At 62.4% G+C, this 25,717-nt stretch carries 24 protein-coding genes; 13 read left to right on the forward strand and 11 right to left on the reverse strand.

The window, feature by feature from the left end:
• Positions 1 to 36: 36 nt before the first annotated feature.
• A complete protein-coding gene (locus R4P65_RS14560; protein WP_317827040.1) occupies positions 37 to 915 on the forward strand; it encodes a LysR family transcriptional regulator in 879 nt (292 codons plus the stop codon).
• Here R4P65_RS14560 and R4P65_RS14565 read toward each other — a convergent pair.
• Genes R4P65_RS14565 through R4P65_RS14575 form a run of 3 tightly spaced genes read right to left on the reverse strand, consistent with a single transcriptional unit; the run spans position 912 to position 4,806 of the window.
• Entirely contained in the window at positions 912 to 2,618 is a 1,707-nt protein-coding gene (locus R4P65_RS14565; protein ID WP_317827041.1) for an acyl-CoA dehydrogenase family protein, read from the reverse strand. The genes R4P65_RS14560 and R4P65_RS14565 overlap by 4 nt on opposite strands.
• Positions 2,619 to 2,628: 10 nt before the next feature.
• Positions 2,629 to 4,134: a class I adenylate-forming enzyme family protein gene (locus R4P65_RS14570; protein ID WP_080909408.1), complete on the reverse strand. Its 1,506-nt coding sequence runs from the start codon at positions 4,132 to 4,134 to the stop codon at positions 2,629 to 2,631.
• A 36-nt stretch (positions 4,135 to 4,170) separates the two neighbouring features.
• Positions 4,171 to 4,806, reverse strand: a complete 636-nt coding sequence (locus R4P65_RS14575) for a TetR/AcrR family transcriptional regulator C-terminal domain-containing protein (protein ID WP_007735239.1) — start codon at positions 4,804 to 4,806, stop codon at positions 4,171 to 4,173.
• 175 nt (positions 4,807 to 4,981) lie between these two features.
• On the opposite strand from R4P65_RS14575, the gene R4P65_RS14580 reads away from it, so the two are divergent.
• From R4P65_RS14580 to R4P65_RS14630, 11 genes are all read left to right on the forward strand, one after another.
• Complete coding sequence (locus R4P65_RS14580) at positions 4,982 to 5,962, forward strand: helix-turn-helix domain-containing protein (protein WP_317827042.1); 981 nt, start codon at positions 4,982 to 4,984, stop codon at positions 5,960 to 5,962.
• 204 nt (positions 5,963 to 6,166) lie between these two features.
• Positions 6,167 to 7,228: a phenylacetaldoxime dehydratase family protein gene (locus tag R4P65_RS14585; protein WP_317827043.1), complete on the forward strand. Its 1,062-nt coding sequence runs from the start codon at positions 6,167 to 6,169 to the stop codon at positions 7,226 to 7,228.
• 114 nt (positions 7,229 to 7,342) lie between these two features.
• The gene (locus tag R4P65_RS14590; RefSeq protein WP_230817753.1) at positions 7,343 to 7,711 is read left to right on the forward strand and encodes an ArsR/SmtB family transcription factor; all 369 of its coding nucleotides are present in this window, start codon (positions 7,343 to 7,345) and stop codon (positions 7,709 to 7,711) included.
• A gap of 45 nt (positions 7,712 to 7,756) precedes the next feature.
• Positions 7,757 to 9,163, forward strand: coding sequence for a substrate-binding protein (locus tag R4P65_RS14595; RefSeq protein WP_317827044.1), 1,407 nt, complete (start codon positions 7,757 to 7,759; stop codon positions 9,161 to 9,163).
• 114 nt (positions 9,164 to 9,277) lie between these two features.
• Entirely contained in the window at positions 9,278 to 10,843 is a 1,566-nt protein-coding gene (locus tag R4P65_RS14600; RefSeq protein ID WP_317827045.1) for an amidase, read from the forward strand.
• Between the two features lie 73 nt (positions 10,844 to 10,916).
• Complete coding sequence (gene nthA / locus R4P65_RS14605) at positions 10,917 to 11,540, forward strand: nitrile hydratase subunit alpha (RefSeq protein WP_317827046.1); 624 nt, start codon at positions 10,917 to 10,919, stop codon at positions 11,538 to 11,540.
• A gap of 26 nt (positions 11,541 to 11,566) precedes the next feature.
• Positions 11,567 to 12,205 carry a nitrile hydratase subunit beta gene (nthB, locus tag R4P65_RS14610; protein ID WP_317827047.1) on the forward strand — a complete coding sequence of 213 codons (639 nt, stop codon included), beginning with the start codon at positions 11,567 to 11,569 and terminating at the stop codon, positions 12,203 to 12,205.
• Positions 12,206 to 12,304: 99 nt separating this feature from the next.
• Positions 12,305 to 13,504, forward strand: coding sequence for a zinc metallochaperone GTPase ZigA (zigA, locus tag R4P65_RS14615; RefSeq protein WP_317827048.1), 1,200 nt, complete (start codon positions 12,305 to 12,307; stop codon positions 13,502 to 13,504).
• 31 nt (positions 13,505 to 13,535) lie between these two features.
• Positions 13,536 to 14,450, forward strand: coding sequence for an SMP-30/gluconolactonase/LRE family protein (locus R4P65_RS14620; protein WP_317827049.1), 915 nt, complete (start codon positions 13,536 to 13,538; stop codon positions 14,448 to 14,450).
• 151 nt (positions 14,451 to 14,601) lie between these two features.
• Entirely contained in the window at positions 14,602 to 16,419 is a 1,818-nt protein-coding gene (locus R4P65_RS14625) for an ABC transporter substrate-binding protein/permease (protein ID WP_317827050.1), read from the forward strand.
• 4 nt (positions 16,420 to 16,423) lie between these two features.
• Positions 16,424 to 17,170, forward strand: a complete 747-nt coding sequence (locus R4P65_RS14630; RefSeq protein ID WP_020909781.1) for an amino acid ABC transporter ATP-binding protein — start codon at positions 16,424 to 16,426, stop codon at positions 17,168 to 17,170.
• Here R4P65_RS14630 and R4P65_RS14635 read toward each other — a convergent pair.
• The 7 genes from R4P65_RS14635 to R4P65_RS14665 all read right to left on the reverse strand — a co-directional run bounded on the left by R4P65_RS14635 (position 17,156) and on the right by R4P65_RS14665 (position 22,644).
• Positions 17,156 to 18,340 (reverse strand): RNA polymerase sigma factor, encoded by a 1,185-nt coding sequence (locus tag R4P65_RS14635; protein ID WP_317827137.1) that lies wholly within the window; start codon positions 18,338 to 18,340, stop codon positions 17,156 to 17,158. The genes R4P65_RS14630 and R4P65_RS14635 overlap by 15 nt on opposite strands.
• A gap of 8 nt (positions 18,341 to 18,348) precedes the next feature.
• Positions 18,349 to 18,756, reverse strand: a complete 408-nt coding sequence (locus R4P65_RS14640) for a YciI family protein (protein ID WP_230817763.1) — start codon at positions 18,754 to 18,756, stop codon at positions 18,349 to 18,351.
• 153 nt (positions 18,757 to 18,909) lie between these two features.
• The gene (locus R4P65_RS14645; protein ID WP_308371631.1) at positions 18,910 to 19,524 is read right to left on the reverse strand and encodes a response regulator transcription factor; all 615 of its coding nucleotides are present in this window, start codon (positions 19,522 to 19,524) and stop codon (positions 18,910 to 18,912) included.
• On the reverse strand, positions 19,521 to 20,663 hold the full coding sequence (locus tag R4P65_RS14650; protein ID WP_317827051.1) for a sensor histidine kinase: 1,143 nt from the start codon (positions 20,661 to 20,663) through the stop codon (positions 19,521 to 19,523). The genes R4P65_RS14645 and R4P65_RS14650 overlap by 4 nt, the downstream gene beginning before the upstream one ends.
• Positions 20,664 to 20,684: 21 nt before the next feature.
• Positions 20,685 to 21,476: an ABC transporter permease gene (locus R4P65_RS14655; protein ID WP_317827052.1), complete on the reverse strand. Its 792-nt coding sequence runs from the start codon at positions 21,474 to 21,476 to the stop codon at positions 20,685 to 20,687.
• Entirely contained in the window at positions 21,473 to 22,411 is a 939-nt protein-coding gene (locus tag R4P65_RS14660; protein WP_317827053.1) for an ABC transporter ATP-binding protein, read from the reverse strand. Before R4P65_RS14660 ends, R4P65_RS14655 begins: the two co-directional genes overlap by 4 nt.
• Positions 22,408 to 22,644, reverse strand: coding sequence for a hypothetical protein (locus R4P65_RS14665; protein ID WP_317827054.1), 237 nt, complete (start codon positions 22,642 to 22,644; stop codon positions 22,408 to 22,410). Before R4P65_RS14665 ends, R4P65_RS14660 begins: the two co-directional genes overlap by 4 nt.
• Positions 22,645 to 22,878: 234 nt before the next feature.
• Between R4P65_RS14665 and R4P65_RS14670 the strand changes: the two genes are divergently transcribed.
• Positions 22,879 to 24,960 (forward strand): PhoX family phosphatase, encoded by a 2,082-nt coding sequence (locus R4P65_RS14670; RefSeq protein WP_317827055.1) that lies wholly within the window; start codon positions 22,879 to 22,881, stop codon positions 24,958 to 24,960.
• 3 nt (positions 24,961 to 24,963) lie between these two features.
• Here R4P65_RS14670 and R4P65_RS14675 read toward each other — a convergent pair whose 3' ends face one another.
• Complete coding sequence (locus R4P65_RS14675; RefSeq protein ID WP_084325600.1) at positions 24,964 to 25,710, reverse strand: glycoside hydrolase family 25 protein; 747 nt, start codon at positions 25,708 to 25,710, stop codon at positions 24,964 to 24,966.
• Positions 25,711 to 25,717: the final 7 nt, after the last annotated feature.

Genomic DNA, 25,717 nt, shown 5'->3' on the forward strand with positions numbered 1-25,717 from the left:
TGGGCAAACCACATAATGAATGACGGGAGTAGCGACGTGGAACTGCGTCAACTGCGCGCGTTTCTCGCAGTCGCCGACGAACTTCATTTCGGCCGCGCTGCCGAGCGACTCCACATCGGGCAGTCCCCGCTCAGCCAGACCATTCGCGCGCTCGAGCGCGAACTCGGCACCGACCTGTTTGTCCGGACCACCAGATCAGTGCAACTGACCGCCGCCGGCGAAGCCTTGGTCACGCCCGCACGGATCATCGAAGCGCAGATCGCCCTCGTCAGAGATATCGCATCGGCCGCGTCGACTGGCGAGACGGGCCGTGTCACAGTGGGTTTCGGCGGAACGGGCGGATACACGGTGCTGTCGGCACTCACACGGTCCTTGGCCGACTCCCATCCGGGAATCGAGTTGGATCTACGGCCGCAGATGTATTCGGGTGAAGTACTCGAGGCTCTCCGCCGCGGAACCCTCGACATGGGTATCGTCGGCCTGCCCATTCCGCGCGGATTCGAGACACACACAGTGCGCGAGGAAACCTTGATGGTCGCGGTTCCGGCCAGGCATCACCTCAGTACCCATGACTCTGTGTCACCGGAAGACCTGGCAACCGAACGATTCGTGATGTATCCCGCCGAGCACGGCTCGGTGGTGCGCGATGCGACGTTGTCCGTTTGCGCCACAGCAGGTTTCACGCCCACCGTCGCGCACGAAGCCCCCGATCCGTACAGCCTGTTGGCCATGGTCGGAGCGGGGGTCGGGATCGCCGTCGTCGTGGAGTCGACGGCGCATCTGTCCATGGACGGGGTCGTGTACCTGCCGATCGCCGGGGCCACGCCCACGCTGAAAATCGCGATGGCGTGGCGACCGAACAATCCGACGCCGGCAGTGCACACCGTCACCAGGGTGCTGAGGGAGCAGCCTTAGGCTCTCGCGAGAATTCCCGCGAAATCGGTTCCTACAGGAAGAGTTCCGTACTCGTGACCACGGTCAGCGCCGAGGCGAGCGGCAATGAACGCATCGGACGAAGCGGCCGGGGAGTGGCGCACCATGAGCGAGGCTTGAAGTGCCAACGCCATAGCCTCGACGACGGTCCGAGCGCGGAGCTGGGCGTCGGCGGGTGCCATCGTGGCGAGCTCACCGAGTTGGCGTCGCACCCGATCGAGGTGCTGATCGAGGACCGGGTTGTTCCCGCGAGCGAGGTTGATCTCGTGGTCGAAGGCGGCTACGGAATCGGGTTCACGGGTCATCGCGCGCAGGACATCGAGCGCGATGACGTTGCCTGACCCCTCCCACACAGCCATGACGGGCTGCTCACGGTAGCGACGGGCAAGCGGGAAGTCCTCGGTGTAACCGTTGCCGCCCAGGCATTCGAGGGCTTCGTAGGAGTGGTGCGGACCGCGCTTGCAGATCCAGTACTTCGCAACGGCTGTCGCGAGTCGGCGGAAAGCCTTCTCCTGCTCGTCTGCGTCCTCGTCCTGGGCGCGAGCCAATCGCAGTGCGGTGATGGTCGCGGCTTCGGATTCGAGAGCCAGATCGGCAAGTACCGACGTCATTGCCGGCTGATCTGCCAGGACGGCACCGAAAGCGCTGCGGTGCCGCGCGTGCCACACCGCTTCGGCCACCGACTGACGCATACCCGCCGTGCTGCCGAGAATGCAGTCGAGTCGCGTCTGGGACACCATTTCGATGATGGTCCGCACACCACGGCCCGGTTCGCCGATCATGGTGCCGACGGTGCCGTCGAGTTCGATCTCGGACGATGCGTTGGACTTGTTGCCCAGCTTGTTCTTCAGACGTTGGATACGGAAAACGTTACGTGTGCCGTCAGGCAGGATGCGGGGAAGAAGGAAGCAGGAAAGTCCCTCGCCGGCCGCACCTTCGGCCTGAGCGAGAACCAGGAAGGCGTCGGACATCGGCGCCGAGCAGAACCACTTGTGTCCGGTGAGCAGGTAGTCCGCACCCGGACCGCCACGTCCGGCCGGCTTGGCGATGGTCGTGTTGGCTCGCACGTCGGAGCCGCCCTGCTTTTCCGTCATCGACATTCCGAAGATCGCGGATGCCTTTCCGGGAGCGTCCAACTCGGGGGTGTAGCTCCGAGAAAGGGCGCGCGGGGTCCAGAGAGCGGCTACATCTGGCTGCAGCTCGAGCGAGGGGATCACGGCGTGCGTCATGGAGATTGGGCATGCGTGACCCGGTTCGACCTGGGAGAAAAGCATGAATGCCGCGGCCCGAGCCACGTTGGCACCCGGCTTCGGATCAGCCCAGGCAGAGGTGTGAGCACCGTGCGCAACGGCGGCAGAGATGATCCGGTGATACGACGGATGGTATTCGACCTCGTCGATGCGGTTTCCCCAGCGATCGAAGGTCTTCAATTCTGGGATCACCGTGTTGGCCAGCTCGGCGTCGTGCTGGAACCCGGCACTGCCGACCAGTTCACCGATGTCGGTGAGTTCGCTTGTGGCCCAATCGGCGTCGTGGCGCGCGACGCCTTCGGCCAGGACAGTATCGAGCTGGAACTCGTTGACGTCCGTGCGCGGTACCGACTGGTTGAGCACTGCATGGGTGCGATGCGGCGCCGGGTGGGTGACGGTGTTCTCGGAGACAGTCTTCTCGGAAATATCAGTCATGACAGGCCTTTCAGCTCGCTGCGCGGATGAGGTGCTTCTGGATCTTGCCGGTTGGTGTACGCGGAAGAATCGTCGCGAACACCACTTCACGCGGAATCTTGTAGCGCGCCAACTTGTCCGAGAGGTAGTCCTTGATGTCGTCGGCGCTGATGACATCCGGTTCACGCCAGACGACGTGCGCGACGACGGTCTCGCCCCATTCTTCGTTGGGTTTTCCGACAACGGCGACGTCGACGACGTCCGGGTGGCCGGAGATCACGTCCTCGACCTCCTTGGAGTAGACGTTCTCACCGCCCGTGATGATCATGTCCTTCGCGCGGTCGACGATGAAGAGGTAACCGTCCGCATCCTTGCGCGCCAGATCGCCGGTGCGATACCAACCTCCGTCGGCAAAAGCAGCCTTCGTGGCAGCGGGGTCGTCGAGGTACCCCTGCATGACGGTGTCGGCGCGCAGCCAGATCTCGCCGATCTGATCGGGCTCCGCGTCGGTGCCGTCATCGGCAACCAGGCGCAGGTCGACGCCGGCCAGCGCGACGCGGCCGATCGAGCCCGCCTTACTCAACTGCTCCTCGGGGTACAGCACAGTGCCCACTGGCCCGGTCTCGGTCATGCCGTAGACCTGCCGGAATTCGGTGGTGCCGTACGACTCCACCAGTCGCCGAGCGACATCCGCGCCGATCGGTCCGCCGCCGTACAACCACGCACGAACGCTTCCGAGGTTGTAATCGGCAAAGTTCGACACGAGGTTGAGTGCAGTGGTGTAGATGACCGGCGGGCCGAAGCAGAGGGTAATACGTTGTTCCTGAACAGTTTCCAGGAATTTGACGGGATGGTACTCGCGCAGCAGCACGACGGTTCCGCCCATGTAGAGCGTGGACATGAACCAGTTGTTGAGCGGGGAAGCGTGCCAGATCGGGACGGCCATGAGCAGTCGCTCGTCCCGAGTCGTCGACACGGCGAGGGCAGCGGTGACGGCAACACCGACGACGTTGCGGTGGCTGTGGACGCAGCCCTTGGGCGAGCCGGTAGTCCCCGAGGTGTAGAGGATTTCAGCCGGATCGTTCTCGTCGATGTCGATACCGTCAACGCCCTCCTGGCGGGTGATGGCGTCGTCGAAGAAGTCGAAACCGTCTGCGACAGAGTCCGTGCTGATCAGCTTGGCCGTTGTCTCCAGTCGACCGACAACCGGCGCCAACTCACCGTCGAAGACGCACACCGACACCTTCGCGTGTCCCAGCACGTAGGCAACTTCCGGAGTCTGCATCTTGTGGTTGATGGGGACCACGACGGCGCCCAAGCGCCAGGCACCGAGCATCGCGTACACGAATCCCGGAGTGTTGTAACACATCAGCGCGACGCGGTCGCCCGGCTGCACGCCCAGCGACTGCAAATAGCCTGCGGCGCGTCGACTTCCGTCCTGAACCTGGGAGTACGTGTGATCGTGACCGTCGAATATCAGGAAGGGTTTGTCCGGGGTCTTGGTGACGTTGCTGTCGAATACGCGAACGATGTTCATCGAAGTCCTTGTCGGAGAATCACGCTCGAAGAGAGTTCATTCCATCGAGCTGTTGAGTACGGCGTCGGGTATCTGGAGAGTGGCGAAGATGACGGCGACCGCCTCCTCGAGGGAGTAACCGAAGCTTTCGCCGGTGGCAGTCTTCTGAATGACGAGGCCGAAGATCGCAGACCAGAAGGCCTTGGATTCGACGTCGATGCCCGCGCGCAGCTGCCAGCCGGTGCGGATCAAGGTACGGAGGAGGGCTGTTTCGCCCGAGGAATGAAGAGTGCGAAGCGTCTCGGAGATCAGATCGCGGAGTTCACCACGGCGACCCGTCATCATCATCGCTTCCACGAACAGCTCGACGCTGGGAGCGCCCGAGCCGAGGAGTGATCCGACCAGCTTCTCGGTGTAGTCGCCCACGGTGTCGGCGTCGGCGGCATCGACCTCGGCACGCTTGCCTGCGCGCAGAACGGCTGCACACGCCACCTCGACGAAGAGCTTCTCTTTTGAGCCGTAGTAGTAGGTCACCTGGTTGGGATGGGCGCCGGCGGCGGTGCAGATCTGCGCGATGGACACGCTGTCGCCGTGCTCGAGGAAGAGCTCGGTTGCAGCGTTGAACAGTGCCATGCGCGTCTGCTTGCCCGACTCACGCGTGGCGCGCGCTGCGGGAACTGACTCGGTGACCATCACGAACTCCTACTTGTTTGTATGACAAACAATAACTCGGCGTTGTTTGTATGGCAAACAATTTCTCCCAACGCGATGACATGTCGACTCCTATCGACATGTCCGATGTGCGGGATTACTCTCTGAACATCGAGCACCCGAGAACTTCTGCTTTTCTGCGAGGAGGCGCCCTGCAATGCTCGCGCGATCCGGCTTCTCCCTGCCCACACGCACGACTCTCACGGGCGACTGGGCAGATTTGTTGCGTGAGCACTTTGTCGCGCTCGACGTATCCGATATCGAAGACGGCGATGGATTCAGCGGGGCCGTGCACTCGGCCCAACTCGCACACGTTCGGGTGTCCGCAGTTCAATCGATGGAACAACGAATAGTCCGTAGCAGCAGCCTGATCAAGAGCGACGGTGCGGACTATCTGCAAATCGGCATGATCCGCCGCGGTAGCGCGGTAGTGCGGCAAGACGACCGCGAATGCGTCCTACGACGTGGCGACTACGTCCTGTACGACACCACGCGCCCCTTCGATTGGCAGATCGAGGGACACGCACACGACGGCATCTGGGGACTCGAGGTGTTCACCTGGCCACGGTCGTACCTGTCACTCAGCGACGCGGAGGTCACGAGCTTGACCGCCATTGCCTTCGACGGACACGCGGGCCTGAGTGGCCTGCTGGGTCGCTTTCTTCACGATCTTGCCTCCGTCCGCATGACGTCCGACGCGAGCGGAGACGAAGAGGAAGTCGTCAACGAGATCGGCAGCCTGGTCAAGTCGGTTCTTCACGCAACCGCGCGTCCGATCGTCTCCCGGCGAACTGGCCTGTACGAATCCGCTCTGTCCGTCATAGACGCCCGCATCGCTGACCCGGCCCTGTCTCCGGTGGACATCGCGGGATCAGTCAAAGTCTCCATTCGCCAGTTGCACCGAGCCTTCGCCGAACACGGCACAACGGTGTCGCGTTCGATTCGCAGCCGTCGACTCGACGGTTGCCGTCGTGAGATCGTGCAACGCCACGGTGTAGAGCGGTCGCTGACCCAGATTTCTCACCGCTGGGGATTCACCGACCTGGCCGCCTTCAGTCGCGCATTCAAGGCGGAGTTCGGGATCAGCCCGCGGCGATACCGGTCGCAAGCAGTGGCCCCCACAAGCACTGCCCGCTGATCTGTAACATCATCGGACACTTACCCATTCAACATGATGTTCAAAACGTTCTGTCGCCGACGCCTATCCACAATTCTCGGCGCGGTAGGCCAAGTATCGGGCGCTGACGGCCAAGTTTGCTCGGCCTCGCGGGCGTAGATTTTCGGCACGGCGTTGCCAAGTGCCAGGCACCCGATCCGACCACCTACATCACAGGGAGCACTCATGGAATCTGCAATCGGTGAACACCTTCAATGCCCGCGCACGCTGACCAGGCGCGTTCCGGATACCTATTCGCCACCATTTCCCATGTGGGTCGGGCGTGCGGACGACACATTGCACCAGGTCGTGATGGGCTATCTCGGCGTGCAGTTCCGCGGCGAGGATCAGCGCTCGGCAGCACTGCAGGCAATGCGGGATATCGTCGCCGGCTTCGACTTGCCGGACGGACCGGCACACCACGATCTGACCCACCACATCGACAACCAGGGCTACGAGAATCTGATCGTGGTCGGGTACTGGAAAGATGTTTCGTCCCAACATCGTTGGAGCAAGTCGACTCCAGTGGCATCCTGGTGGGAGTCCGATGACCGCTTGTCCGACGGATTGGGGTTCTTCCGAGAGATCGTGGCACCACGAGCCGAACAATTCGAAACGCTCTACGCGTTCCAGGACGATCTCCCCGGAGTGGGAGCCGTCATGGACGGTGTCAGCGGCGAGATCAACGAGCACGGCTACTGGGGTTCGATGCGCGAGCGATTTCCGATCTCCCAGACCGACTGGATGCAGGCCTCGGGCGAACTACGGGTCGTAGCCGGTGACCCCGCCGCGGGCGGACGCGTAGTAGTGCGGGGGCACGACAACATCGCACTGATCCGGTCCGGGCAGGACTGGGCCGACGCGAAAGCAGACGAGCGCAGCCTCTACCTGGACGAAATTTTGCCCACTCTTCAATCGGGCATGGATTTCCTCCGCGACAACGGCCCTGCCGTCGGGTGTTACAGCAACCGATTCGTACGCAACATCGACATCGACGGAAACTTCCTCGACCTGAGCTACAACATCGGCCACTGGGCCTCGCTCGACCAACTCGAGCGGTGGTCGGAATCCCACCCGACCCATCTGCGGATCTTCACGACATTCTTCCGAGTTGCCGCGGGTCTGTCGAAATTGCGCCTCTACCACGAGGTCTCGGTGTTCGACGCCGGCGATCAGCTGTACGAGTACATCAATTGTCATCCCGGCACCGGAATGCTGCGCGACGCGGTGACCACCGCCGAACACTGAACGTAAACGCCAGAGCATTCGGCCACGTTCTTTCCCTCGGAGGCAACTCGAGATATGTTGACGAGTGTCGACATATCCCAATAGAGGCCATCGAGGAAGCGCGGACAGCAGACAGTGACTACTCAACGAAACGAAGAGTTGGCATTTGCTGTGCTGGCCGACCAAGTGCGTCGACAGATTCTCGACACTCTGGCTACCCACGGCGAGTGCAACGCAGGCTTCATCAGCGATCAGATTTCGACAGTCGGTCGCACCACGGTATCCACACATCTCAAGGCGCTGCGGCTGTCCGGAGTGATCGTCGAACGACGTCAAGGACGTCATCGCTTGTTCTCGATCGATCCGGCGGGGCCGGCCAACGATGCACTCCAGTTCCTGCGCGACGTCCTCGGGCGAGCATTGGAAGCCGGTTCGAACTCCTCCGACTCACCGACCACGGCGACTGAGGATTCCGACGTCGCGTCGGAGCGTCGCCGGGCGTGAGGCCCTGTTTGAGCCCCAGCATCTATTTCAGGCAGGAAGTAGAACGTGCCAGGTCTCTCCGTAACGGCACAGATCGTGACAACCGACCCACCAGGGTCAGCCTTCGAGCGCCTCGAAACTGGGCAACTGCTCGAACTCGAATGTGAGCAACTGACGGTCGGGGCCGCTGTCGCCATCTCCCTTCCCGTAGGCGACGGCGCACGCGCAGATCTAGCCGGAATGCCGATCACGCTGTTGGGATACGTCGCCGGCGTGAAGCGGGGCCGATCGGTAATGATCGTGCACCACCAACCGTGGCGCGGCCGCCTGACGATCCGGTTCTTTCCCGACGGCACCGGGACCCGGATCGTTCTCGAATCCAGCCTCGATCAGGACGGCATTTCCTGGCTTGCGAACAAGCGTGGATTTGCCCCGCCCGAGCCGCCGCGCTCCGACCGCCATCGCATTGGACTGCTGGTCAGCAAATCCGGCTCGGCAGCTGTATTCGCGCAGGCCACAGAGACACTCGCCGCACTGGCTGTCGAACAGATCAACGCCGACGGCGGTATCGGGGGTGTTGTCGTCGATTTGGTGATAGGCGACGATGCTTCCGACTCCGCGGCCGGAGCGGCGACCGCACTACGACTGGTGAAGAGCGGATGCCGCGCAGTTTTCGCGTGTGTGACCTCGTCAACCTTCAATGCCGCTGCATCTGCCTTGCAGAACACCGGTGTGCTGTTGGTGCACACAGTTCTCAACGAAGGAGGTCGATCGCGTCCAGGGGTTCTCCGCTTGGGGGAGCGACCACTCGACCAGACGCGAGCGGGCATACCCGCAATGATGTCCGAAACTGATTCTCGCACTTGGTTCCTGGTCGGGCAGCAGTACTCTTGGTCGTTCGGAGCACATTGGGCGGCCCGGCGCGTGATTGCCGAATCCGCCGGATCGGTAGCCGGTGAAGCCTACGTACCGTTGGGGACAACTGACTTCTCACGCGTCATCGAGTCGATAGCCGACTCCGGCGCCGAACTGATACTTTCCTCCCTGGTCGGTCACGACGAGGTCTTCTTCGAAAGACAATGCGCCCAGCAGGGACTGCGAGCCACCACGCGCACCTTTGCACTGGTCCTCGACGAAGCCACTCAACAACTCATCGGCAATTCCGACGCCGACGGAGTCTGGGCGGCATTCGGCTACTTTCAAACCGCAGCCGGCAATCACGACCTCGAAAAGCGATACAGCGCAAGCTCGAACGACCTCCTACCTCCGCTGAGCTCTCTGTCGGAGACAACGTACGAAGCGATCGTGGCTTACGCCCGCGCAGCCCGGACAACGTCGATCGGCGATCCCGAAACCGTGCTTCGGCAGCTCGTCACTACGTCGAAAAGCTCCACAGGCAACGAAGTTCCACTGCATCGGCCGATTCTGATCGCTGAATCACGCCGCGGGCGCCTGTACCCCCGCTCTCTCTGAGCGCGCGTAACCCGAACTTAACGAGTCAATATGTCGATACCTATTGACGCAATTGCAGATCTGGCCCTAGTCTGAGCAACAAGTGAAGCCGATCACATCAGGAGCACACTTCTCATGGCGACAATCCGACCTGACGACAAAGCAATAGACGCCGCCGCAAGGCATTACGGCATCACTCTCGACAAAACAGCCCGGCTCGAGTGGCCGGCACTGATCGACAGAGCACTGGGCTCCTACGACGTCGTCGACCAGTTGTACGCCGACGAGGCAACCCCGCCGACCACGTCACGCGAGCACGCGGTGCCAACTGCGAGCGAAAACCCTTTGAGCGCTTGGTATGTGACCACCAGCATCCCGCCGACGTCGGACGGCGTCCTGACCGGCCGACGCGTGGCGATCAAGGACAACGTGACCGTGGCCGGAGTTCCGATGATGAACGGATCTCGGACAGTAGAGGGATTCACTCCGTCTCGCGACGCGACTGTGGTCACTCGACTACTGGCGGCCGGTGCAACTGTCGCGGGCAAAGCTGTGTGTGAGGACCTGTGTTTCTCCGGTTCGAGCTTCACGCCGGCAAGCGGACCGGTCCGCAATCCATGGGACCCACAGCGCGAAGCAGGTGGATCATCCGGTGGCAGTGCAGCTCTCGTCGCAAACGGTGACGTCGATTTTGCCATCGGCGGGGATCAAGGCGGATCGATCCGAATCCCGGCGGCATTCTGCGGCGTCGTCGGACACAAGCCGACGTTCGGGCTCGTCCCGTATACCGGTGCATTTCCCATCGAGCGAACAATCGACCATCTCGGCCCGATCACACGCACGGTCCACGATGCCGCACTCATGCTCTCGGTTATCGCCGGCCGCGACGGCAACGACCCACGTCAGCCGGACAGTGTCGAAGCGAGTGACTATCTGTCCACCCTCGACTCCGATGTGGACGGCCTGCGAATCGGGATCGTTCGAGAAGGTTTCGGGCACGCGGTCTCACAACCCGAGGTCGACGACGCAGTCCGCGCAGCGGCACACAGTCTGAGCGAAATCGGCTGCACAGTAGAGGAAGTAAGCATCCCGTGGCACCTGCATGCTTTCCATATCTGGAACGTGATCGCCACTGACGGTGGCGCCTACCAGATGCTCGACGGCAGCGGATACGGCATGAACGCGGAGGGTTTGTACGATCCGGAACTGATGGCACACTTTGCTTCTCGACGCATTCAGCACGCCGACGCTCTGTCCGAAACCGTCAAACTGGTGGCCCTGACCGGCCACCACGGCATCACCTCCCTCGGTGGCGCGAGCTACGGCAAAGCGCGCAACCTGGTGCCGCTCGCCCGCGCCGCCTACGACACTGCCTTGAGACAGTTCGACGTCCTGGTGATGCCCACAGTGCCCTACGTCGCATCCGAGTTGCCGGCAAAGGACGTGGACCGCGCCACCTTCATCACGAAGGCTCTCGGGATGATCTCCAACACAGCACCATTCGACGTGACCGGACATCCGTCCTTGTCCGTTCCGGCCGGCCTGGTAAACGGGCTTCCGGTCGGAATGATGATCACCGGCAAGACCTTCGACGATGCGACGGTCCTCCGGGTCGGGCGCGCATTCGAAAAGCTTCGCGGCGCGTTTCCGACGCCTGCATACCGCACCTCCGATTCTGCATCACAACTCAGCCTCACCTAGTTCTGTATCCGCACTTGCACAACGAATTCCACCGATTCACACATGATCAGCCCGCATAGAAAAGGTGAACCAGATGTCAGTAACGATCGACCACACAACGGAGAACGCCGCACCGGCCCAGGCGCCGGTCTCCGACCGGGCGTGGGCACTGTTCCGCGCACTCGACGGCAAGGGATTGGTACCCGACGGTTACGTCGAGGGATGGAAGAAGACCTTCGAGGAGGACTTCAGTCCAAGGCGCGGAGCGGAATTGGTAGCGCGCGCATGGACCGACCCCGAGTTCCGGCAGCTGCTTCTCACCGACGGTACCGCCGCGGTTGCCCAGTACGGATACCTGGGCCCCCAGGGCGAATACATCGTGGCAGTCGAAGACACCCCGACACTCAAGAACGTGATCGTGTGCTCGCTGTGTTCATGCACCGCGTGGCCCATCCTCGGTCTGCCACCTACCTGGTACAAGAGCTTCGAATACCGTGCGCGCGTGGTGCGTGAACCACGGAAGGTTCTCTCCGAGATGGGAACCGAGATCGCGTCGGGCATCGAGATCCGCGTCTACGACACCACCGCCGAAACTCGCTACATGGTCCTCCCGCAGCGTCCCGCCGGCACCGAAGGCTGGAACCAGGAACAACTGCAGGAAATCGTCACCAAGGACTGCCTGATCGGGGTTGCAATCCCGCAGGTTCCCACCGTCTGATCACCCCGACAAGAAGGAAGCACACCATGGATGGAGTACACGATCTTGCCGGAGTTCAAGGCTTCGGCAAAGTCCCGCATACCGTCAACGCCGACATCGGCCCCACCTTTCACGCGGAATGGGAACACCTTCCGTACAGCCTGATGTTCGCCGGCGTCGCCGAACTCGGAGCATTCAGCGTCGACGAAGTTCGATACGTCGTCGAGCGGATGGAGCCCCGCCACTACATGATGACCCCGTACTACGAGAGGTACGTCATCGGCGTCGCGGCTCTGATGGTCGAAAAGGGAATCCTGACGCAGGACGAGCTCGAAAGCCTTGCGGGAGGCCCGTTCCCACTCTCACGGCCCAGCGAATCCGAAGGCCGACCGGCTCGCACCGACACAACCACCTTCGAGGTCGGTCAGCGAGTACGTGTGCGAGACGAATACGTTCCCGGGCATATTCGAATGCCTGCTTACTGCCGTGGACGGGTGGGAACTGTCTCTCATCGGACCACCGAGAAGTGGCCGTTCCCCGACGCAATCGGTCACGGCCGCAACGACGCCGGCGAAGAGCCCACCTACCACGTGACGTTCGCTGCGGAGGAACTGTTCGGCAGCGACACCGATGGCGGGAGCGTGGTGGTCGACCTCTTCGAGGGTTACCTCGAGCCGGCGGCCTGATCTTCCAGCAATGCCGGTCGGCGGTCATGCGATCACAGCGCTTCGCATGACCGCCGTCTGCCCACAGCGATTCACTCATTCGGAAGGACACTGGAAATCATGGTCGACACACGACTTCCGGTCACGGTGCTGTCAGGTTTCCTGGGCGCCGGGAAGACGACGCTACTCAACGAGATCCTGCGCAATCGGGAGGGTCGTCGAGTCGCGGTGATCGTCAACGACATGAGCGAAATCAACATCGACAGTGCGGAAGTCGAACGCGAGATCTCGCTGAGTCGATCCCAGGAGAAGCTGGTCGAGATGACCAACGGCTGCATCTGCTGCACTCTGCGAGAGGATCTTCTCTCCGAGATCAGCGCCTTGGCCGCCGACGGCCGATTCGACTATCTGCTCATCGAATCTTCGGGCATCTCCGAACCGCTTCCCGTCGCCGAAACGTTTACCTTCATCGACACCGACGGTCACGCTCTGGCTGACATCGCCCGGCTCGACACCATGGTCACCGTCGTCGACGGCCACAGTTTTCTCCAGGATTACGCCACAGGGGGCCGAGTCGAAGCCGATGCCCCGGAAGACGAACGAGACATCGCGGATCTGCTTGTCGATCAGATCGAATTCGCCGATGTGATCCTGGTGAGCAAGGCCGATCTGGTCTCGCGGGAGCATCTGATCGAGCTGACCGCGGTCCTACGATCTTTGAATGCCACTGCCGCGATAGTGCCGATGACGCTTGGCCGCATCCCACTCGACACGATTCTCGATACCGGTTTGTTCTCGCTCGAGAAAGCTGCACAGGCCCCCGGATGGCTACAAGAACTCCAGGGTGAACACATCCCCGAAACCGAAGAGTACGGAATCAGTTCGGTGGTGTACCGCGAGCGCGCGCCCTTCCACCCCCAACGGCTACACGAATTCCTGAGCAGCGAGTGGACCAACGGGAAGCTACTTCGCGCCAAGGGCTACTACTGGAATGCCGGTCGGTTCACCGAGATCGGGAGTATTTCTCAAGCCGGGCATCTCATTCGCCACGGATACGTCGGCCGTTGGTGGAAATTCCTGCCCCACGACCATTGGCCCGCCGACGAGTACCGTCGCGACGGGATCCTCGACAAGTGGGAAGAACCCGTCGGAGACTGCCGACAAGAACTCGTCTTCATCGGCCAAGCCATCGATCGGGCTCGGCTTCACGATGAACTCGATGCCTGCCTACTCACCACAGCCGAGATCGAACTCGGGCCAGACGTGTGGACCACCTGGAGCGACCCCCTGGGCGTCGGCTATACCGACCAGACCGTTTGATATTGGTCCGGTTTGCCGTAAGTTGTGCGCAATGGGGGTATCACGCAACCGAACTCAGGCGTTGTTGATCGTCGCGGCGATCGCAGCCGGGACCGTGGCCGCAGCTACGCCGGCGGGGGCCACCTGGACAGTCGCGCCGATGTGCGGCGAGTGGCGGGTCGAAACCGTAGCGCAAGGGTTGGAGCAGCTCGAAAACCTCGAGGCCGATGACAACGGCGGGTTCTACCTCTCCGGCGAGTCGAAGATCTATCACGTCGACGCCGCAGGGCAGGTGCGAACTGTCCTCGACGGCATGGCTGCCCCTGGCGGTTTGCAACTCGATGGTTCGAGGCTGTCCTTCCTCACCAGACAGGACGGCAAGCTGTGGCACCTGGACACCACGACGGATCAGCTGTCCGCACCCGTCGACTTCGCGGGCAACGGCCTGCTCCGCCTACCCGACGGCGATCTACTGACCACGTGGGTCGGAACAGAAGGCGGCCAGTCGAAGGGTGTGTCGCGCTATGACCACGACTCCGGAACCGTCGTACCCAATTGGTCTGCAGTGCCGCGTTCGGAGGGACTCGCACTCAGTCCGGATCAGCGAGCCGTGTACACAGATGATCTGTTCACCGGTCAGATCATCCGGGTCCCCTTGGATACCCCTGACTCGTGGACAGTTGTAGCGACGGTCCCGAGCCTGATACCCGGCCTCGACGATTTGACCATGTCGCAGGATGGAATGCTCTACGCCGCAGCTCACGTCGAAGGCTCGATCTATCGCGTAAACCCTGAAACCGGCGCGTCCTGCGTCGTCGCTTCGGGTCTTTCGAATGGGTGGACCGGACCGAGTTCAGTGCGTATAGGACAGGACGGCGACGGCTGGGCGCTCTACGTCACCGGGTTCGACGGGACGCTGCGTCGCCTGGTACCTCCGTCGGGCGTCGAACTCGCACCCGTCCGCTGACGCCGATCTCTTCAGCACGAGATTCTCCGACCTGGCGATACTTAAAATCACGCTGATTTGAATGCATGCCCGCAGCGCAACGGCCGCTTGTCCGCAAACTGTCAACAGTTCTACACGGAGAAATGGCTACCCTTAGGTTTACGCTGCACGCATGTTTTCTTCCGTCGCAGCGAAGATCCGCCTGGTGGTGGCACTGCTCCTCACTGCCCTCCTGGCGCTGACTCTGTCATCGTGCTCGAGTGGCTCGGATTCGTCGGCAGCCCCCACAGACCTGTGCGCACCTCCTGGAGTGGGAGCCGCAACCGCGGCGCCCACCAATCTGGACGCGGCAGCGGGTGCGGGCGCCGAAGACCGCTACACTACGGCCACCGTCACCCCGGTCGATCAGATCGACACCTCGAAGCTGAACTTGATCAAACCCGGGGTCATCACGGTCGGCACGCTCGGTGACGCGCCCCCGAGCATCTGCGTCAACTCCGAGAATCAGTACACCGGATACGACAACGAGCTGCTGAAAGCCGTCGCGGACAAGCTGGGCCTGAAGGTCGAGTTCGTCGGCACCGAGTTCGCCGGTCTCCTCGCCCAGGTTGCCGGCCGACGCTTCGACGTCGGCTCGTCGTCCATCACCACCACAGACGACCGTCGCAACACCGTCGGCTTCACCAACGGCTACGACTTCGGATACTTCTCCCTCGTCGTACCTAACGGCAGCGCCATCACCGGCTTCGGCGACCTGGACGCGTCCAAGCGCATCGGCGTCGTGCAGGGAACCGTTCAGGACGACTACGTCGTGAACACGCTCAAGCTCGATCCCGTGAAGTTCCCCGACTACGCCACGGCGTACGCGAACCTCAAGTCCGGCCAGATCGACGCCTGGGTAGCTCCGTCTCAGCAGGCCGAAGGCGCAATCGCTCCCGGTGATCCGACCTCGATCATCCAGAACACCTTCTCGGTCAACAACTTCGTCGGCTGGGCGGTGAACAAGGAGAACCAGCCGCTGATCGACGCCCTCAACTCGGGCCTCGACGCAGTCATCGACGACGGAACCTGGTCTCAGCTGTACGCCGACTGGGTACCGCGCCAACTCCCCGAAGGCTGGAAGCCCGGATCCAAGGCCGCGGCCACCCCGGAGCTGCCCGACTTCGCAGCCCTCGCAGCAGAAAACGCGGCCAACGGCGACGGTGGAGATACCGCGTCGTACCAACCGAAGTCGACGCTCGAACAGCTCAAGGACACGTTCTTCGACTGGGATCTGTACAAGAAGGCATTCCCCGATCTCCTCAAGACCGGTCTGCCCAACACCCTGATCCTCGCGCTCGCGTCGGGCATCATCGGCACGATCCTCGGCATGCTGCTCGCTGTGGCCGGTATCTCGCGCACCCGTTGGCTGCGCTGGCCGGCCCGCGTCTACACCGACATCTTCCGTGGCCTGCCCGCCGTCGTCATCATCTTGATCATCGGGCTCGGCGTCGGACCGATCGTCAAGGGAATCACCGGCAGCAATCCGTACTGGCTGGGTGTCGCGGCGCTGTCGCTGCTCGCGTCGGCGTACATCGGTGAGATCTTCAGATCCGGTATCCAGAGCGTCGAGTCCGGGCAGCTCGAGGCTTCCCGTGCCCTCGGTTTCAGCTACCGAAAGTCCATGTCGCTGGTCGTCATCCCGCAGGGTGTACGACGCGTTCTGCCGGCGTTGATGAACCAGTTCATCTCGCTGATCAAGGACTCGTCGCTGATCTACTTCCTCGGTCTCCTCGTCACCCAGCGGGAACTCTTTGCCGTCGGACGTGACCTCAACGCCCAGACCGGAAGCCTGTCCCCGCTCGTTGCGGCAGGCTTGTTCTACCTTGCTCTGACCATCCCGCTGACGCACCTCGTCAACTACATCGACAACCGGCTCCGGACCGGACGCGCCGACACTTCAGGCACGTTGGATCCGCTCGAGCAGGCCATCGTCGTGGAAAGGGGCTGAGGATATGACCACCAGCTCTGAACTGAAGTCCGTATCGCTCACCGGCAAGGACCTGCATCTGTCCTTCGGCACCAACAAGGTGCTTCGCGGCGTCAACCTGCACGTCGACGCCGGAAACACCGTCACCGTCATCGGGCCCTCCGGTTCGGGCAAGTCGACGCTCCTGCGGGTGCTGAACCGTCTGCACGAGCCCGAGCAGGGTGACGTACTGCTCGACGGGAAGTCCGTCTTGAAGGACAACCCGGACGAGCTTCGCCAGCGAATCGGCATGGTGTTCCAGCACTTCAACCTGTTCCCGCACAAGACCGTCGCCGAGAACATCGCACTGGGGCCGAACAAGCTCAAGGGGTTGTCCAAGGAGCAAGCTCGGGCGCTCGCACTCGAGCAGCTGGATCTGGTGGGGCTCAAGGAGAAGGCCGACTCGCGGCCCGGCAACCTTTCGGGAGGTCAGCAGCAGCGCGTCGCCATTGCCCGCGCCTTGGCGATGAAGCCCGAGGTCATGTTCTTCGACGAGGCGACGTCGGCTCTGGACCCCGAGCTGGTCAAGGGCGTTCTGGCGTTGATGGCCGACCTGGCGAAGTCCGGCATGACCATGGTCGTCGTGACGCACGAAATGGGCTTCGCTCGCTCGGTGTCCGACAAGGTGCTCTTCATGGATCGTGGCGCCGTCGTCGAAACCGGAACTCCTGAGCAGCTTTTCGACGATCCCGAAACCGATCGACTGCAGGCGTTCCTGTCACAGGTTCTCTGACTCGGGCGTGCTTGCGCGAGATCGACGGGCGTTGATCCTGGACGCCTGAAGCATCAGATGGTCACGTTCGGCGAGGTTGGATGCCTTGTGCGCTGCATCGGCATACAACCTCGCCGCCGTCACCAGGTCTCCGTCGCGCTCACGGAGATAGGCCTCGACTGCGGCATGGCGCGGAAGTGAATCATCCAGCGCTGCAAGAGCTGCCAAGCCGGCGCGTGGTCCGTCCGCCTCGCCGACGGCCACCGCTCGGTTGAGCCGGACGATCGGGCTGTCGGTCAGGGCTGCGAGTTCGTCGTACCACTCCACTATCTGCACCCAGTCGGTCTCGTCTGCTGTGAGAGCGTCGGCGTGGAGCGCAGCAATCGCGGCCTGGGCCTGGAACTCACCGAGCCGGTCGCGAGCGAGAGCTGCCTGGAGGATCACGACTCCTTCGGCAATCGAATCGGTGTCCCACCGGCTGCGATTCTGCTCCGCTAGCGGAACCAGGCTGCCGTCCGCGGCAGTGCGCGCGGCGCGGCGAGCGTGATGAAGCAGCATCAGAGCGAGCAACCCCGCCACCTCGGGATGATCGATCGCAGCGGCGAGCTGCAGGGTGAGCCTGATGGCCTCGGCAGCCAGGTCGACGTCGCCGGAGTACCCCTCGTTGAAGACCAGATAGAGAACGCGCAGAACGGTGGCGACATCGCCGGGTTGGTCGAACCGCACGCCGGAGACCGTGCGCTTGGCTCGGCTGATGCGCTGAGCCATCGTCGCTTCGGGCACCAGGTAGGCCTGCGCAATCTGGCGAGTGGTCAGCCCGCCGACAGCGCGCAGCGTGAGTGCAACGGCAGACGACGGCGTCAACGACGGGTGAGCGCACAGAAAGTAGAGCTGGAGTGTGTCGTCCACGCCCGGCACCGACCCGCTGACCGGCCGCTCGCCTGGCTGCTCGTCAACCAGAAACTCCCGCTTGCGACGAGCCGCATCCGACCGGATCCCGTCGAGGAACCGCCGCCAGGCCACTGTGACCAGCCAGCCCTTGGGATCCCTCGGCGGGTTGTCCGGCCAGGCCCTGACCGCCTCGAGCAGAGCGTCCTGCACGGCGTCCTCGGCCGACGCGAAATCTGCTCCGCGGCGGACGAGGATGCCGAGCACGCTCGGAGTCAGACTTCGAAGCAGGGCGTCGTCCATGAGAGTCGTCAGTCCGTGATGGTCGGCGGCTCGGTCAGGAACGGGCGCAGTTCGAGCCATTCGTGAATCGGCTTCCCGCCTGCGCCGGGCGCGGCCGAGAGCTCCCCGGCCAATTCGACAGCTCGGTCGTAGTTGTCGACGTCGATCACCATCCAGCCGGCAATGAGGTCCTTGGTTTCCGCGAACGGGCCGTCGGTGACCGGCGGGCGACCCTCACCGTCGTACCGGACAAAGGTGCCCTCAGGAGCGAGAGCCTGACCGTCGACGAATTCGCCCGTCCCCTCGAGCCGATCCGCGAAGTCCTGCATGTACTTCACGTGGGCCGTGATCTCGTCCGGTGTCCACTGGTCCATCGGCACGTCGTTGACTGCAGCCGGAGCGCCGCGGTAGTGCTTGAGCAGCAAGTACTTGGCCATCGTGAATCTCCTCTGTGTCGGTGCCACCCATTCTGGTCGCACGTCACTACAGGGACGAAGCAAGTCGGGGATTCTCGACATCGCGGGGCCTTCGGCCCTGTGCGCCTTTTTGGTAGTGCCCGCAACCAGAAAGGCGCACGGGGGCCGGAGGCCCTAAATCCACCCCTGCCGGCGGGCGATCACTGCAGCCTCGTGCCGATTCGCAGCACCGAGTTTGGTGACAGCTGACGACAAATAGTTTCGGGTGGTACCCGCAGACAGGTGTGCCCGGGAAGCGATCTGCTCGATGGATGCCCCGTCGGCCGCGTACTCGAGTACGTCCGCCTCGCGCGGAGTAAGCGGTGAGTCGCCGGCGCCGATCGCCTCGGCAGCCAACGACGGGTCGACGTACCTCCCACCGGCATGGACGCTGCGGACCACCTCGGCGAGCGTCGCCGCAGGCGTCGTCTTCGGTAGAAATCCGCGGACACCTGCTGACAGTGCCTTCTTCAGGTACCCAGGACGCCCGTGGCTCGTCACGATGATCGAGACGCACCCCGAGACCGTCTGCGCAATCTGCTGCGCTGTCTCGATGCCGTCGATACCCGCCATCTGAAGGTCGAGCACGGCTACGTCAGGTTGATGCTTTGCAGCAGCGATCACGGCATCCTCGCCGGATTCGGCTTCCGCCACGACAACGATGTCGTCCTCGAGCGACAACATCATGGCCAGAGCCGAGCGGATCAGGTTCTCGTCGTCAGCCAGCAGTACCTTGATCGGCTCGGTCACCGAGACTCCTTCGTTCGGGACGGAAAGTGGGCGGTGAGGGTGAAGCGATCTTCGTCCTGCACGGTTTCGACAGTTCCTCCGACGGCGCCGACGCGCTCGCGCAATCCGTTCAGGCCGGTTCCGTTGTTCGGCTCTGCGATACGTGCGCCGTCGTTGGCGATCACGACACCGTCCGCCAACACCTCGATGCTGCAATTCTCGGCACTGGAGTGCCGGAGAATGTTGGTCACGCCTTCACGGACGACCCAGGCAGCGGCTTCGGCCAGTCCCACCGGCAGTTGATCTGCCGATCCACGTATCGCGGTGGAGATTCCGGCGGCCTCGAGCAGAGACTGCGCACCGGCCAGCTCGGACGCCAAGGCGATGGACCGGTATCCGCGAACCAACTCGCGCGCTTCGTCGAGTGAATCTTGCGCAAGTTCGCGCACTTCGTCCATCTGCGCGGCGGCACGATCGTCGCCGCGTCGTGAAAGAGTGGCTGCAAGTTCACTTTTCACAGCAATTGCAGACAGTGCCCGCCCGACGACGTCATGGAGATCGCGCGAAAATCGCAACCGCTCCTCGGCGACGGACAGAGCGGCGGCGGCTCCGCGTGCCTCGTCCAATTCGGTGACCATGCGAAGCAGCCACACCGACATGTAGACGGTCAGCCCCATGAAGCCAGCGACGATTCCGACGGACACTCCACTTTCCGGACCCGCAAGCAGGCCCAGTACAACCCCGGCGGCCACCGAACCCACGATCAACCAGCGCAACGACGTCAACCCCGCAAGGGGAACGACAAGGATTGCCGCCAGCCAGAAGTACGGGCCGTTCTCGGCATTGCTTCCCAAGGCAATTCCCGCCGAGCAGAACGCCGACAACGTCATCACGGCAAGAGGAATCTGGACGGGCTTCGCCACGATCCCGCCCAGATCAGGCATCCGGGACACGGCGACGGCGCACGCAATCGCACTGATTCCCAGGAATGCCCCCGACAGATACCGATCCGTCACGATCTCGGTGAACGTACCGAAGCCACCGAAGACGAAGGCGAACATGATGAACGACTGCCGCGTGTAGAGACGTACCTTGTCGACGTTCGACGCGGTTCGCCATGTCCGTCTCGGATTCCAGCGTCCGAAGTTCTGCGCGATCATGCCCACTACCTTCTCAGAGTTCTACGAACGCGGTTCCCAGCGGAAGTGGACGTTCGCAATCAGAACCGAACCGACGATCCACGCCAGCATGACCAACAGCGGTTGCCCAGCCGAACCGAAGGTGTCGACAAATCCGGCCGCAGCACCGGGCGCATCGCCCAGATCGGCCAGTTCGCCAGTGGTTCTCCCCAGCCATCCAAGATTGAGAAGGTCGACTATCGCGGCCAGCGGAGTGAAATCGAGAATGCGAGCAACGTTGTCCGGCACGACGTTCCTGATCGAAGACATACCTGCCGTCGCCAGAATCAGAATCGGCATGCAGGTGATCTGCGCCGCCTCTGCGTTCCGAGTGACAGCCGAAGTGATCAACGCCAGCGCGGTGAAGAGCGCAGCGCCGCCGATCACCGCGACCAGCACCAGCACCGGATTGACCGGAGCACTTCCGCCGAGAACCATCACGGCAATTCCGATGACCACCGTCAACAGGCCGGTGAGAACCCACGACGGCACTGCCGGGCCCGCAAGGATCTCGGCATCGCTGCATTCCCCGGTGCGTAGTCGCTTGAGAACCAACTCGTCACGACGCGTCGCATACACCGACAGGAGGTTGTAGAAGACCACAAAAACGAGAAGGAAGAGCGCAAACACCTCGAGGCCTGCCGACACCGACTTGTCCGACAGCCCGCCATCTCGCGACAGATACAGCATTCCCACGGGAAAGATCAACGGGAGAACGATTGCGTTGAAGAGCAACAGTCGATTTCGTCCCAGGAGCGTGAACTCCGAACGAGACAAGGTTGCTATGCGGTTCATGCCGACACTCCTTCGAGAGTTGCGTGATGATCGAATTGGTCTGCAATGGAGAGGAATACGGTCTCCAGGGATGCCGCGCGGGCATCCAAGCCGGTCAGCAGGATGTTGTTGTGCTGCGCCCACAGCAGCAGTTCCGTCAGGGTCTCCTGGACTGTACGAGTCGTGATGACCACAAGATCGTTTTCGACGCGTATCTCGGCGCCGACCAGGGCGGGGAGCGGAAGACCTGGACGGTGCAGTTTGATCTGAGCAGGATGATCCGCGACGACGTCCGCCACGGTACCGCTACGCACCACCGCCCCACGGTGCATGATCGCCAATTGGTCGCACAAGGACTCGGCTTCGTCCAGGTAGTGCGTCGTCAACATGATGGTGACGCCCGACGCTTTCAAATCAGCGATCAATTGCCAAGTGTTACGACGACTTTCGGGATCCAAACCAGTAGTCGGTTCGTCGAGAAACAGGACGAGTGGCCGACCGATGATCGCGCACGCCAGATCCAGTCGCCGCGCTTCACCGCCCGAGAGGAACTTCACGCGGGTCTCCCCACGGTCACGCATGTCCACGCGCTCGAGCACCTCGTCGACGGGAAGCGGATTCGAGCACGTCCCGGCCCACATCGCCAAACTCTCACGAGCAGTCAGGTCTTGAGGCAAGCCACCCTTCTGGAGCATGATGCCAAGCGACGGGCGAATCTGCTTGCGGTTGCGCACCGGATCCATGCCCAGAACGCGCACCGTACCGGCACTGGCTCGTGAAAGACCTTGAATTACTTCGAGAGTGGACGTCTTGCCGGCACCATTTGTTCCGAGGAGGCCGAACAGCTCGCCTTCCTGAACACTCAGATCCAGATTGCGAACAGCATCGAATGCCTCCTTACCGGAGCCGTAACGCCGCGACATTCCGACAACGTCGATCACGGGATCGCCCTTCATCGCTGCGCCTCCTCTCGGTTCCAGGCGCGCAGTCCGATCGCGAATCGAATACCCGCGTAGACAGCGAGAGCGGCAACAAGAATCCAGAACACCGGATTGGAACCGATGATCGCGAACACCACTCCGATGATCGCGATGTTCACGACGATCACTACAAGTTCGCGGCCCATCGTGGGTGCGGGTCCGATATCCATCAGGTCCGTCAGGAGGCTTCCCTCATGTGGTTCTCTCATGCCTCCAAGCCTCGCGGGAAGTCCGCCACGAAAACAGTGCACAGCGTCATCACCTGCGGTGACACCGTCATGGATCGGCGATGACAAATGTCATGCGAGGTTCCCGCCGGGACGCGTCGCAAATTGCAGGTAAGGGTCGACTCGTTGTTTTACTGTTCATTTTGACGTTCCTTTACCCTCGCTTAGAGCTTCTACGGTTCCCGAAGTCCGTACATCGAATCTCGGGAGTTCACGGTGGCTATCAAGCCTTTGGCCTTGTTCGTCAAACACGACGGTGTGTCTGCACGCGCGTCGATCACCTGCCAGTACAAGTGCGGAAATGCGTGCTCTCACGAGGCCCCCAACACCTCGGGCGGCGAGTACTTCCGCGACATCGCACGCACGGCACTGACTCGTCGCGGCATGCTTCGGGGCAGCGGCATGGCGGTCCTCGCGGTGGGAGCTGGTAGCGCCCTCGTCGCGTGTTCGGACGAATCTGCAAGTGCCGAAACGGGAACCGGTTCGACGAGTGGCAGCAGCAGCGGATCGACACCGGCGGGAACGAACTTCAGCGCTGTCGCTCCCAACAAAGAAGACAAGGTCACCGTCCCTGACGGATACGATCAGGCCGTCGTGATTCGTTGGGGTGACGCCGTTCTCGCCGGTGCCCCGGCCTTCGACTTCGACAAACAGACTGCAGCAGCGCAGGAACTGCAGTTCGGATTCAACAACGACTTCGCCGGATTGCTTCCGGTCGACGGGCAGCCCAACACCTACCTACTCGTGGTCAACCACGAATACTCCACCGAGCCCGCGATGTTCCGCGGCTACGATGCGGAGAACCCGACCGAGGAGCAGTTCAAGATCGGCCTGGCCAGCCACGGATTGTCGGTCGTCCAGGTCAAGGGAGAATCCGACAACGGCAAGCTGGTGCCCGAGATCGGATCGAACAACCGCCGCATCACCGGAACCACGGAATTTGTCGTGACCGGCCCCGCTGCCGGTAGCGACTTCCTCAAGACGAGCGCCGATCCCACCGGAACCAAAGTGCTCGGCACCCTCAACAACTGCGCCGGCGGCGTCACGCCCTGGGGCACAGTGCTTTCTGGCGAAGAGAACTTCAACCAGTACTTCGCGAACGCCGAGGGTGTCACCGATCCCACGGTCGGAGCGCGACTGAAGCGCTACGGTCTTGCCGGCGCCGCTTCCGAGCGCAAGTGGGAACGCTTCGACAAGCGGTTCGATCTGGTCGCAGAACCCAACGAGGTCAACCGATTCGGATACGTCGTCGAGATCGATCCCTGGGATCCGTCGTCGACTCCGATCAAGCACACAGCGCTCGGACGTTTCAAGCACGAAGCCGCCACCATTTACATCACGTCGGACGGCACCGTCGTCGCCTACAGCGGCGACGACGAGCGCTTCGACTACATGTACAAGTTCGTCTCCAGCCGAAAGATGCAGGACGGCAAGAGTCAAGCAGCCATGCGTCACAACATGACTCTGCTCGACGCCGGAACGCTGTACGTCGCAAAGCTCAGCGGAAACTCTGCCGGTGAGATCGACGGCAGCGGCAAGCTCCCCTCGGACGGCAAGTTCGACGGAAGCGGCGAATGGGTAGCCATCCTGCGCACCGGCGAAGACGGCAAGGGTGAATCGCTGGTCGACGGCATGAGCGCCGAAGAGGTAGCCGTCTTCACCCGCCAGGCCGGCGACAAGGTCGGGGCAACGAAGATGGACCGCCCCGAGGACTTCGAGGCAAACCCGAAGAGTGGCAAGGTTTACGTCGCACTGACCAACAACACCAAGCGCGGCGTCGACGGCGGCGCAGCGGCCGACGAGGCGAACCCACGTAACAACAACAAGAACGGCCAGGTCCTCGAAATCACCGACGACCACGCCGGCACCACCTTCGGCTGGAATCTGCTTCTCGTCTGCGGAGATCCAGCCACAGCCGATACCTACTTCGGTGGATTCGACAAGAGCAAGGTCAGTCCCATCTCGTGCCCGGACAACCTTGCCTTCGACCCGCACGGAAACCTGTGGATCTCCACCGACGGCAACGCCCTCAAGTCCAACGACGGACTGTTCAGTGTTGTCCTCGAAGGCGAAAATCGGGGTGAGACAAAGCAGTTTCTCACCGTCCCCGTCGGCGCCGAAACCTGCGGACCGATTGTGGACGAGAAGCGCGTCATCGTCTGCGTCCAGCACCCCGGCGAGACCGACGACGCCAGCATCGAAAGCCCCGCATCCCATTGGCCCGACGGCGGTTCAGCACAGCCACGCCCGTCGGTAGTTGCAGCGTGGAAGAAGGACGGATCTCGTCTCGGCTCGTAGAGGTCAGCTACTCCCGAACCCCACGCTGTTGGCATAACGATCGAAATCGCCCTGGGCTCCGCTGTAGACGTTGATGTCGGTATTCCCGGTGATACCGGGGATGCGTCCGGTGCTGGTGTACTGCCAGAAGGTCCAGTTGGACCAACCACCGGGTAGCGGTCCCGGGGCATTCTGCCCGTTGTAGTCGGCGATCCACAGCGGGTAGTGGTTGAACTCAGTGGTGTTGGCCATCTGAGTGCGCCAGAAGTTGGGGTACGTGTAAATGATGGGCTGCCGCCCGGTGAGTGCCTGGACTGTATTCAGGTAGCGATGAGTCCAGTCGATGACCTGCCCGGCGGGCAGTCCCTTTGCGTCCTCGAGATCCAGGACGGGAGGGAGGTCGCCAGGTCCGTTGATACCCAAGACGATCGCCGAGTAGAAAGCGGCCTGGGCTTCGGGGGACTGGCGAACATCTGCGTAGTGGTACGCCCCGCGCGAGACACCGGCAGCACGCATGACCAGGCAATCCTGGATGAAGTACGGATTGACGTAGTTGAGCGACTCGGTGGCCTTGACCATCGCGAACTCGTGCCCTGACGCCTTGACCTGGAACCAGTCGATTCCGGTTCCGTCCACGTGCTGCCACGAAGAGACGTCCGGGCCGCGTGGAGCGTCGGCCGCGGCGAGGCCGGGTGCCGTGATCGCGATGGCAGCAGCCATCGCGATCGGGGTGAGCTTGCCCAGTGTCCTGACGATCCGTCGCTCGGCCATTTCCCGA

The sequence above is a fragment of the Rhodococcus sp. IEGM 1318 genome (assembly GCF_033142465.1).
Lineage (GTDB): Bacteria > Actinomycetota > Actinomycetes > Mycobacteriales > Mycobacteriaceae > Rhodococcus_F > Rhodococcus_F qingshengii_B.